The organism is Alloalcanivorax sp. (assembly GCF_964221125.1).
In the GTDB taxonomy this organism is placed as follows: Bacteria; Pseudomonadota; Gammaproteobacteria; order Pseudomonadales; family Alcanivoracaceae; genus Alloalcanivorax; species Alloalcanivorax venustensis.
In genome coordinates, this window is record NZ_CAXPXK010000091.1 from 1 (window position 1) to 11006 (window position 11006).

Annotated in this window: 11 protein-coding genes; 2 read left to right on the forward strand and 9 right to left on the reverse strand. The window is 66.8% G+C overall.

All coding sequences use genetic code 11. From position 1 onward, the window contains the following. Nucleotides 1-280: 280 nt before the first annotated feature. The 8 genes from ACEQZD_RS10865 to ACEQZD_RS10900 all read right to left on the reverse strand — a co-directional run bounded on the left by ACEQZD_RS10865 (nt 281) and on the right by ACEQZD_RS10900 (nt 7555). Nucleotides 281-796: an Rsd/AlgQ family anti-sigma factor gene (locus ACEQZD_RS10865; protein ID WP_142947498.1), complete on the reverse strand. Its 516-nt coding sequence runs from the start codon at nt 794-796 to the stop codon at nt 281-283. 220 nt (nt 797-1016) lie between these two features. Next, nucleotides 1017-1730, reverse strand: a complete 714-nt coding sequence (locus ACEQZD_RS10870; RefSeq protein ID WP_370185407.1) for an LrgB family protein — start codon at nt 1728-1730, stop codon at nt 1017-1019. After that, nucleotides 1723-2097, reverse strand: a complete 375-nt coding sequence (locus ACEQZD_RS10875; RefSeq protein ID WP_370185409.1) for a CidA/LrgA family protein — start codon at nt 2095-2097, stop codon at nt 1723-1725. Before ACEQZD_RS10875 ends, ACEQZD_RS10870 begins: the two co-directional genes overlap by 8 nt. A 57-nt stretch (nt 2098-2154) precedes the next feature. After that, nucleotides 2155-2658, reverse strand: coding sequence for a disulfide bond formation protein B (locus ACEQZD_RS10880; RefSeq protein ID WP_194854766.1), 504 nt, complete (start codon nt 2656-2658; stop codon nt 2155-2157). A 105-nt stretch (nt 2659-2763) separates the two neighbouring features. Then, on the reverse strand, nt 2764-2955 hold the full coding sequence (gene rmf, locus ACEQZD_RS10885; RefSeq protein ID WP_142947494.1) for a ribosome modulation factor: 192 nt from the start codon (nt 2953-2955) through the stop codon (nt 2764-2766). A 96-nt stretch (nt 2956-3051) separates the two neighbouring features. Further along, nucleotides 3052-4635 carry a glutamate--cysteine ligase gene (gene gshA, locus ACEQZD_RS10890; RefSeq protein ID WP_348321515.1) on the reverse strand — a complete coding sequence of 528 codons (1584 nt, stop codon included), beginning with the start codon at nt 4633-4635 and terminating at the stop codon, nt 3052-3054. Nucleotides 4636-4707: 72 nt separating this feature from the next. After that, nucleotides 4708-7050, reverse strand: coding sequence for a Tex family protein (locus ACEQZD_RS10895; protein ID WP_370185412.1), 2343 nt, complete (start codon nt 7048-7050; stop codon nt 4708-4710). Nucleotides 7051-7192: 142 nt separating this feature from the next. Beyond that, entirely contained in the window at nt 7193-7555 is a 363-nt protein-coding gene (locus tag ACEQZD_RS10900; protein WP_142947491.1) for a response regulator, read from the reverse strand. 212 nt (nt 7556-7767) lie between these two features. On the opposite strand from ACEQZD_RS10900, the gene ompR reads away from it, so the two are divergent. Further along, nucleotides 7768-8478 (forward strand): two-component system response regulator OmpR, encoded by a 711-nt coding sequence (ompR, locus tag ACEQZD_RS10905; protein WP_142947490.1) that lies wholly within the window; start codon nt 7768-7770, stop codon nt 8476-8478. Between the two features lie 23 nt (nt 8479-8501). After that, nucleotides 8502-9818, forward strand: coding sequence for an ATP-binding protein (locus ACEQZD_RS10910; protein WP_142947489.1), 1317 nt, complete (start codon nt 8502-8504; stop codon nt 9816-9818). Nucleotide 9819: 1 nt separating this feature from the next. Here the strand turns inward: ACEQZD_RS10910 and ACEQZD_RS10915 are convergent. Beyond that, a partial coding sequence (locus ACEQZD_RS10915) for an MFS transporter (protein WP_370185415.1) occupies nt 9820-11006 on the reverse strand: 1187 nt, incomplete at its 5' end.

Sequence of the window (11006 nt, forward strand, 5' to 3'; positions counted from 1 at the left end):
CCGAGGAAGGCGCCGACGCGGCTGAATAATCCGCGCTAGCCCGACCCGAAAAAAAGCCACGCTCCCGCAAAGGAGCGTGGCTTTTTTGTGCCTGGCCGATGGCTTAGGGCGAGAAATTTTGTGGGAGCGGGCCTGTGGGAGCGGGCCTTGCCCGCGAAAGGGAGCGAAGCTCCCGGCAGGATTCCAGAGACATCTCTAACACCGGCACCAACAACGCCTCTGGGATCCTGCCGGCCGGCTAAAGCCGGCCTTTCGCTTGCAGGGCAAGCTCGCACTGGGATTAGAAGTTAAGGACGCGGGCGCGCTCGGCGGTGTCGCGGCTGTGCACGCTGAGGATCAGCTGATCTTCCAGGGCGAAGCGCTCCTCGAGCATTTCGGTGAGCCGGGTCAGCCGCTCGGGCAGCACCTCCAGCTGGCTCAGGCAGTGGTCGTCGGTGTCGAAGTCCTCATTGAAGGCCAGCGCCTCCTCCGTGGAGGGGTCCAGCTGATGCAGAATCCGCGAGGCCAGATTGATGGTCCCGCCGCGGTGGGCGGCGCCCAGGCGCGCCTCGCGGACCAGTTCCTGGTAGATCTCGAAGTGGCCGGCGCTGATGTAGTCCATCAGCAACTGGCAGAATTCGCGCACCTGATTCTGGATCGAGCCGGGGCGCTGGAAGCCCTCCAGGCCCTGGATCGAGCAGAGCAGAACCAGCAGGCGGCGGCGTTGCTCCAGCCAGGCGTGCAGCAGGGCTTCAATGCGCCGCCAGCGGTCCAGGGCGGCGGACGGGTGCAGAGCCGGGGAGTGGGGCGTGGCCATGGGGTCGCTCCTTGCGGTATCGCGCGCTTTTCATTGGACGGGTATTGAGGCTAGCGCCGCTGTTCGCGGCGAGGCAATGGCGATCTCCCGGCACCGGCGGCGCCGGCCGGCGCGGCGGGAGAAAACGGCTTTTCGATCAGAGGCTTACCGTGAAAGACCGTTTCTTCATTAGAGGCGGGGCTTTAGGAGAGCGGGCGAATAACGCCGCCGGCCGCGGCGTTCAGCCCGGGAACAGCCAGGGGCTGATCAGCGGCCACAGCCAGGGCAGCGCCAGCGCCGTGACCAGGCCGGTCAGGCCCAGGGCCAGGCCGGCGAAGGCGCCGGCTTTCTCGCTGAATTCGAACGCCCGGGCGGTGCCGATGGCGTGGGCCACCAGGCCCAGCGCGAAGCCGCGAATGCGGTCGTCCTTGACCCCCAGCACGCGAAACACCAGGCCGCCCACCAGCGCGCCGACGATCCCGGTGATGGCCACCGCGCCGGCGGCCAGGGACACATAGCCGCCGGTGCTTTTCACCACCTCCACCGCGATCGGCGTGGTGATCGATTTCGGCGCCAGCGAGCCCACCACCGCCTCCGGCGCCCCCAGCAGCCAGGCCAGATAGATGGAAATGCCGGCGGCCAGCGCCGCGCCGATAAAGGTGGTGATCAGGATCGGACGCCACACGCTGCGCACCGTGTGCAGCTGGCGATAGAGCGGCCAGGCCAGCGCCACGGTGGCCGGCCCGAGCAGGAAGGAGAGCACCTGGGTCTGGTCGCGGTACTCGTTGTAGGACACGCCCACCAGGGGCAGCACCACGATCACCGGGATCGAGGCGACGATAAAGGGGTGGAACAGCGGCAGGCTGTGCACCTTGCCGTACAGCCAGGTGGCCATGCGGTAACTGGCCAGGGTGAGCAGCAGCCCGAACAGCGGCGAGTGAACCAGATCAGCCATCGGCACGGCCTCCTCGCTGGCCGGCTTTGCCGCGCTCGCGCAGCAGCAACTTGAGCAGCAGGGTGACCAGCACCAGCGCCAGGATGGTACCGAAGATCACCGCCACGGTGAGCGCCAGCGCGTAGTCGCTGTAACGCTCCCACTGCAGCACGATGCCCACGCCGAGCGGAAAGATCAGCAGGCTGATATGACGGATCAGGGCGCCGGAGGCGTCCGCCACCCGGTCGCTGTAGGGAACGCTGAACATCAGCGCCAGCAGAAGCAGCACCATGCCCACCACCGGGGCGGGCAGCGGCAGGCCGGTGAAATGAATCACCAGCTCACCGAGAAATTGAAACAGAAGCAGAATCAGCAGGCCGTCGACCATCGGGCGGATCTCCCAAACGCAAAGACCCGCGCCGAAGGTGCGGAGAAGGCGGCTCGCTCAGCCCCGGCGCGGGCGCAGCAATTGTATCAGAGCCACCACCAGCACGCCCCCGAACACCACCAGCGACCAGCCGGGAATGGTCAGGCCGAGGAAACGCCAGCTGATTTCGGCGCATTCGCCGGAGCCGGACAGCACCTGGGTGAGCACGTCGGTGAGCGGGAAGGCGTCCAGCATGTAATCCAGATTGGGGCCGCAGGCGGGCACCTCGTCGGCGGGCAGGCTTTGCAGCCACAGGTGGCGCAGGGCGATGCCGGCGCCGGCCAGGGTGGCGATGGCGGTCAGCAGCGCGTAGATACGCACGCCGACGCCGCGCGGGCCGTGCAGGGTGGCGACCAGCAGTACCGCCGCCACCACCATCAGCGCAATGCGCTGAAAGATGCACAGCGGGCAGGGTTCCAGGCCTTCGACATGCTGCATGTAAAGCGCGCCGGCAAGCGCCGCCAGGCAGCCAAGCAGGGTGAGTCCGTTAAGCGCACGGGGGCTGGGAAGAAGGGACGACATGGTTGTTTTTCCTTGTTTGAATCCGGCAAGCGTCAACGCACCCTAAGCAAAACCCCGCCGCCGGACAAGCGGCCCGGCGGCGGGGTTCTGGGGGCTCCGTTACCTTCAGACGCTGCGCGAGGCGGCGGGTTCCCGGTGATGATGCCAGGCGGCGGCGCCGGCGTCCCAACCTTGCACCCACCATTCCTCCAGCGCCTCGTCCTGGTAAGGACACTGGTCCACGCGACCGCCGGCCATGCCCCACATGCAGCCGCGGTTGTAGGCTTTCTCGAACGGGTCGGATGTCGGATCAAACATAACTATCCCTCCTTCAACGGGGGCAGACTAGCACCGCCGGGGATAGCCGCTAGTACCATTGATGTACAAAAAACGACCATTCGTCAGAATATAGGCTTAGCCGCGGAAATAGGCCTCCAGGTACGCCTCGAACGGCATCTCCGCTTCCGCTTCCGCCGCCTGTTGCTCCGCCAGGCTGTCTTCGGCGAGGCGCCGCCACTCGGCTTCCAGGTTGGTGTCCAGCGGCCGCGAACGGAAGTGATCCCGGTGCGCCAGGGCCTGGTTCATGGCGAAGCCGAAAAAGCTCTGCTGCCGGCTTTCCAGCTTGTCGAGAATGCGCCCGGACGGGGTGGCGTCGGGCTCTAGCAGCTTCTCGCGCTGCTGCTCCAGGGCGTCCCGGTAGAGCCGGCCGTGCTGGCCGTCATGGCCGTGGCAGCGGTCGAACAGCTCGGCGATGGGCAGCATCTGGTCGAGCTTTTCCAGCCCCCAGTTACGCAGCGAGACCGACTTGCCCCAGTTGTTCAGCTGCACGCCGGTGTTGCGGCCGTCGTAGACCACCCGGCGCAGGTTCTCCTTGCTGGCGTCCAGGTCGCAGTGTTCCAGGCGCGGCGATTCGCGCAGCAGGCAGTAGGTGGCGAACAGGTCCAGGAACCGGATTTCCTGCTGATTGATGCCCACCGGCTCGAACGGGTTGAGGTCCAGGGCGCGGATCTCGATGTATTCCACGCCGCGCCGCTGCAGCGCCAGGGTGGGGCGCTCGCCGCTGTTGATGGTGCGTTTCGGGCGGATCGACGAGTAGTACTCGTTCTCGATCTGCAGGATGTTGGCGTTGAGCTGCTGGTAGCGGCCCTGCGCGTCGCGCACGCCCAGCTTCTGATACACCGGGTCCGGCGTCTTCATGGCGTGGGTCAGGGTGCGGACATAGTCGTCCAGATTGTTGTAGCTGATCGCCAGCGACGACTGGGCGTTGTTCTGGTAGCCCAGGTCGCTCATCCGCAGGCTGGTGGCGTTGGGCCGGTAGAGGCTGTGGTCGAAGCGCTCCAGCAGCTGGTGTTCGCGGCCGGCCAGGAACGACGAGCACAGCGCCGGCGAGGCGCCGAACAGGTACACCAGCAGCCAGGAATAGCGCTGGAAGTTTCGGGTCAGGTCGAAATAGCGCTGCGAGATATAGTCCCGCAGCGGGGCCTCGCTGCCCTCCAGCTCGCGGTTGATGCGCCAGAACTCATCCGGGAACGAGAAGTTGTAGTGGATCCCGGCGATGGTCTGCATCTTGCGCCCGTACCGGTGGCCCAGGCCGATGCGGTAGATGTGCTTCATGCGGCCCACGTTGGAGCTGCCGTATTCCGCCACCGGCACGTCGTTGTCGTTGGCGATCATGCAGGGCATGGAGTTCACCCACAGCAGTTCGTCGTCGATGTGCCGGTAGGCGTAGCGGTGCAGATTCTCAAGAAACTCGATCGGCTGCTGCAGGTCGGTGCTGGGCGGGGTGATGAATTCCAGCAGCGATTCGGAATAGTCCGTGGTGATATACGGATGGGTCAGCGCCGAGCCCAGCTCCCGGGGGTGCGGAGTGTGCGCGAGCAGGCCCTGGTCGGTGATCCGCAGGCTTTCCTTCTCGATGCCACGGCGAATGTGAGCCAGGGTGGCGGCGGCTTCGGAATCCAGCAGTGCCTGGATTCGCTGGCTGAGCGTATCGGTCATGGGCCTATCCGACAGGGAGGTTGATCGCGCGGCCTGCCAGTATGGCAGGCCCGGGGCCGGTTAACATCAGGGTCAGCCGCGCTTGTTCTTGTCTTCGAACGCCTTCGCGAAGGCCGCGCCCAGGGCGCCCTGCGCCGCCGGTTTCTGGCCGCCGCCCGACTGGCCGCGACCGCCGCCCTTGGGCTGGCCGCCCCGGCCACGGGGGCGGCCGGCGGGGGCGTCGGCGCTTTTCGGCTGGTCCTGGTGGCGTTCGTCCAGGCGCATGGTCAGGCTGATGCGCTTGCGGGGCAGGTCCACCTCCATCACCTTGACCTTGACGATGTCGCCGGGCTTGACCACGTCGTGGGGGTCTTCCACGAACTTGTCGGCCAGGGCGGAGACATGAACCAGGCCGTCCTGGTGCACGCCCACGTCCACGAAGGCACCGAAGTTGGTGACGTTGGTCACCGAACCTTCTAGCAGCATGCCTGGCTTCAGGTCGTTCAGCGTCTCCACGCCTTCCTTGAACTCCGCCGCCTTGAATTCCGGGCGCGGGTCGCGGCCGGGCTTTTCCAGCTCGCTGAGAATGTCGGTGACGGTGGGCAGGCCGAACACGTCGTCGGTGAAGTCCCCGGCGTTCACTTTCTTCAGGAAGGGCGCGTCGCCGATCAGGTCTTTGAGCGGCCGGCCGTGTTTTTCCGCGATGCGCTCCACCAGCGGGTAGGCTTCCGGGTGCACTGAAGAAGCGTCCAGCGGGTTGGCGCCGCCCATGATGCGCAGGAAGCCGGCGGCCTGCTCGAAGGTTTTCTCGCCCAGGCGCGGCACCTGCTTGAGCGCGCCGCGATCACTGAAGGCGCCGTTCTTCTCGCGGAAGGTAACGATGTTGCCGGCGATGGTGGTGTTGAGGCCGGCGATGCGCGCCAGCAGCGGCGCGCTGGCGGTGTTAACGTCCACGCCCACGGCGTTGACGCAGTCCTCCACCACCGCGTCCAGGGAGCGCGACATCTTCACCTGGCTGACGTCGTGCTGGTACTGGCCCACGCCGATCGACTTCGGATCGATCTTCACCAGCTCCGCCAGCGGGTCCTGCAGACGCCGGGCGATAGACACCGCGCCCCGGAACGACACGTCCAGATCGGGGAACTCCCGCGCCGCCATTTCCGATGCGGAGTACACCGAGGCGCCCGCTTCCGACACCATGATTTTCTGGATATTGCGGTCGCTGAGTTGCTTGACCACCTCGCCGGCCAGCTTGTCGGTCTCGCGGCTGGCGGTGCCGTTGCCGATGGCGATCAACGACACATCGTGCTTGGCGCAGAGTTTGGCCAGCGTCGCCAGGGACTGATCCCACTGCTTCTTGGGCTGGTGCGGGAAAATGGTGGTGTGTTCCAGCAGCTTGCCGGTGGGGTCCACCACCACCACCTTGACGCCGGTGCGCAGGCCCGGGTCCAGGCCCATGGTGGCCTTGGGGCCGGCGGGCGACGCCATCAGCAGGCTTTTCAGGTTGCGCGCGAACACCTGGATCGCTTCTTCCTCGGCCATTTCGCGCACGCGGCCGAGCAACTCGGTTTCCAGGTGGGTGTTGAGTTTGATCTTCCAGGTCCAGCGCATCACCTCGCCGAGCCAGTCGTCGGCGGCGCGGCCTTCGTGACGCCAGCCCGCCACCTCGGTGACCATCGCTTCGCAGGGGTGCGGCTGGGCGCTTTCCAGCTCCTCGGGCAGCACCATGGAGACGTGCAGCACGCCCTCGTTGCGGCCCCGGAACAGCGCCAGCGCGCGGTGGCTGGGAATGTTCTTGAGCGCTTCCTGGTGTTCGAAGTAGTCGCGGAACTTGGCGCCCTCTTCTTCCTTGCCGTCGGCCAGCTTCGCCTGCACTTGGGCCTTTTCCCACAGGAAGGTGCGCAGCCGGGTGAGCAGCTCGGCGTTTTCCGCGAAGCGCTCCATCAGAATCTGCTTGGCGCCGTCCAGGGCGTCCTTGGCGGTGGCGATCTTGTGCTCTTCGTTCAGGTAGCCGGCGGCGGTCTGCTCCGGATCCTGGCCGGGATCGTCCAGCAGCGCGTCGGCGAGCGGTTCCAGGCCGGCCTCGCGGGCGATCTGCGCGCGGGTGCGGCGCTTGGGCTTGTACGGCAGGTAGAGGTCTTCCAGGCGGGTTTTGGTGTCCGCTTCCTGGATCGCCTTTTCCAGTTCCGGGGTCAGTTTTTCCTGTTCGGCGATGCTTTTGAGGATGGTCTCGCGGCGCTCTTCAAGCTCGCGCAGATAGCGCAGCCGCTCTTCCAGTGTACGCAACTGGGTATCGTCCAGACCGCCGGTCACCTCCTTACGGTAGCGGGCGATGAACGGCACCGTGGCGCCTTCGTCCAGCAGGGCCACGGTGGCCGCCACCTGCCGGGGCTGGGCGTTGATTTCCTGGGCGATCAGTTGTTCGATGCTTTGCATGGAAGAGTCCTGGCTTGCACGGCGGCGCGCGCGGTATGGCGCCGCTTTATAACGAAACGACCGGAATCATAGGGAATGACTCCGGCCGTTCATAGATTGACGTGACGGGGCGGGCTATGGTTGCTGCGGGGAGCGCCGGGCTTCAGCCCAGCACGCGCTTGATCATCGCCGCCAGTTCCGGCTCCTGGGCCGGCTTGACGATGTAGCCGGCGGCGCCCTGGCGCTCACCCCAGACTTTGTCGGTTTCCTGGTCCTTGGTGGTGACCAGAATCACCGGAATCCCGCCCAGCTCGGCGTCCTTATTGATCTTGCGGGTGGCCTGGAAGCCGTTCAGCTCCGGCATCACCACGTCCATCAGGATCAGGTCCGGCTTCTGCGCACGGGCCTGTTCGATGCCCTCCAGGCCGTTGCTGGCGGTGATTGCCTCGTGCCCCTGATTTTCCACCATCTTGACCAGGTTGGTCAGTTGCGTGGGTGAGTCGTCCACCACGAGAATCTTGGCCATCTTTGTCTCCTTCGGAACCCATCGGCGGGCGCATGATAGCAGGCCCGGGGGCAAAGGTAAGCCGATCCGTTCCGCCACCAAGCGCCGCATGGCGTCACCGGTTCGCGGCGGCCGGTAATCTTTCTATACAATCCAGATTTGCCTGCCGGACGCGCGGCGGGTACACCGGGCCTCCGGGATCCATTCCCGTAGTCCTTTCGGCGAGGAGCACCATGAGCGAACAAGTGGAAAAGATTCTGGTGGTGGACGATGACGCCCGCCTGCGCGGTCTTCTGCAACGGTTCCTGGAAGAGCAGGGCTACGCCGTCAAGGCGGTGGCCGACGCCGACCAGATGGACCGGGCGCTGTCCCGCGAGATCTATTCGCTGATGGTGCTGGACCTGATGCTGCCCGGCGAGGACGGCCTGTCGATCTGCCGTCGCCTGCGCGACGACGACAACCGCCTGCCGATCATCATGCTCACCGCCAAGGGCGACGACGCGGAACGCATCGAGGGCCTGGACGCCGGCGCCGACGACTACCTACCCAAGCCGTTCAACCCCAAGGAGCTCAGCGCCCGCATTCGCGCCGTGCTGCGCCGCCATGTGCGGGAAGTGCCCGGCGCCCCCAGCAAGGACGAATCCGTGGTGCGTTTCGGCCCCTGGAGCCTGGACCTGGGCAACCGCACCCTGGCCCGCGAGGGCGAGCCGCAGCCGCTCACCACCGGCGAGTTCGCGGTGCTCAAGGCGCTGGTGCAGAACGAGCGGGAACCGCTCACCCGCGACAAGCTGATGAGCCTGGCCCGGGGCCGCGAATGGTCCGCCATGGAACGCTCCATCGACGTGCAGGTGTCGCGCCTGCGCCGCCTGCTCGAGGACGACCCGTCCAAACCGCGCTATATCCAGACCGTCTGGGGCGTGGGCTATGTGTTCGTGCCGGACTGAACGCCGGCGGGTAGAATCCCTCCATGCCCAACTTCCTGCCCAAAAGCTCGTTCGCCCGCTCGGCGCTGATCATCGGTCTGGTGATCGGCCTCAGCCAGGGCATCACCCTGTGGTTTTTTGCCCGCAACGCCTATCTGCCGGGCATCCGGGAATACGCCCGCCTGACCGCCCTGCAGGCGGAGCTGGTGTTCCAGAGCGAGGGCGACGCCAGCCTGTCTCGGCGGCTGGGCGAGACCACCGGCATTAACGCCGGCACGCCGCCGGAACTGCGCCGCCCGGAAAGCCTGATTTTGTCGCGCCCGGTGGTGGAGCGGTTCCGCGACGAAGTCTCCGAGCTGCTCGGCGAGGCCGCCACCGTGCGCCTGGAGGACGAGCGCCAGCCGGTGCTGTGGGTCACCGCGCCGTCGTTCGGCGACCGCTGGTTGCGGGTGCCGATGGCGTTCTTCCGCGACTACGACCGCTACCTGCTGCTGGGCTGGGGTGTGACGGTGCCGCTGCTGGCGGTGATCGGCGGTCTGCTGATCGCGCGCAGCCTCAACCGGCCGCTGCGGCGGCTGGCGCGGGTGGCGCTCAAGGTGGGGCGCGGTGAAGCGGTGCCGGTGCTCGACGACAGCCTCGGCCCCACCGAGATTCAGGCGGTGAACCGCGCCTTCAACCGCATGACCAGCCAGCTGCAGCAGTCCCAGCGCGACCGCGCCCTGCTGCTGGCGGGGGTGTCCCACGATCTGCGCACGCCGCTGACCCGGCTGCGGCTGTCGGCGGAATTCCTCAACGACGAGGAAATGTCCCAGGGCATAATCGCCGACATCGAGGACATGGACGCGATTCTCGATCAGTTCATTTCGTTTATCCGCGACGGCGCCGACGAGCAGCCCGACTACGAAAACCTCAATGACCTGATCGACGAGGTGGCCGCCAAGTACCCCGGGGAGCAGCTGCGCATCCGGCAAAAAGACCTGCCGCGGCTGATGCTCAAGCGGCTCACCGTCAAGCGCATGCTGTCCAACCTGATCACCAACGCGCTCAAGTACGGCGCCGCGCCGGTGGAGATCGACACCGCCCTGGACGACAACGCCCTGGTGCTGGTGGTGCGCGACCACGGCAAGGGCGTGCGCGAGGAGGACATCCCCTTACTGCTGCAGCCGTTCTCCCGGGGCGAGAAGGCGCGCACCCTGAGCGGCAGTGGTCTGGGGCTGGCCATCGTCAAGCGCATCGTCGACATGCACCACGGTGAGATGGCATTGGACAACCACCCCCACGGCGGCCTGCGGGTGACCATCCGCTTCCCGCTCACCGGGCAGCTGGTGCAGCCGGAGACGCTCTCCGCCGGGGTGCGCTAGCTCAGTCCGGGCATTCCGCCGGCGCCGGCTCCAGGGCACGGCCGGCGAAGAAGATCAGCAGACCGCCGGCGGCCAGCGCCGCCCCCACCAGGCCGCTGCTGGACCAGGGTACGCCCTGGGCGATCACCACGCCGGCCAGCAAGGCGCCCAGGGCGTTGGCCATATTGAAGGCGGCGTGGTTCAGTGACGCGGCCATGGTCTGGGCGTTGCCGGCCACGTCCATAAGCCGGGTCTGAATGGTCGGGCCCAGGGCCATGCTGGTGCCCACCAGGGCGACGAACAGCAGCCCCGCCCACACCTGATTGGCGGCCACGAAAAACAGCGCCTGCACCACCAGACACCAGATCAGAATCAGCGGAATCGCCTTGAGCAGGTTCCAGTCCGCCACCCGCGCGCCCACCAGGGTGCCGATGATGGTGCCCACGCCGAAGATCGCCAGCACCACCGGCCCCAGGGATTCCGCCATGCCGGCCTGCTGGGTGAGCGTCGGCATCACGTAGCTGAACACCGCGAACATGCCGCCGAAGCCGATGCTGGCGATGCCCAGGGTGAACAGCACCTGCTGGTTGACCAGCGCGCCCAGCTCGCGCAGCGGGCTGGCGTCCGGGTCGCGGGGCACGAAGGGTACGAACAGACGCACCATCAGCGCGGTGGCCAGGGCGATGCCGCCCACGGCGGCGAACGCCACCGGCCAGCCGAACTGGTTGCCGGCCCAGGTGCCCAGCGGCGCGCCCAGGAGGATCGCCACGGTCAGCCCCATCATCACCCGGGCCACCGCCCGGGCACGCTGATCCGAGGGCACCGCGGCGGCGGCCACCAGTGCCGCCACGCCGAAATAGGCGCCGTGCGGCAGCCCGGCGATAAAGCGCAGGCCGACGAACGACCAGAACCCGGGCGCCAGGGCGCTGGCCAGATTGCCCAGCGCGAACACCAGCATCAGACCGATCAGCAGTTGTCGTTTCGGCACCTTCGCCGCCAGCGCGGAAATCAACGGGGCACCCACCACCACGCCCAGGGCGTAGCTGCTGATCGCGTAGCCGACCTGCTGCGGCGACACCGAAAGGTCGCCGGCGATGCGGTTCATCAACCCCATGATCACAAATTCGGTGGTACCGATGGCGAAGCCGCCCAGCGCCAGGGCGAGCTCGGCAAGACGGGGGTGTGAGGCGACCGGCCGGGTGGCGGAAA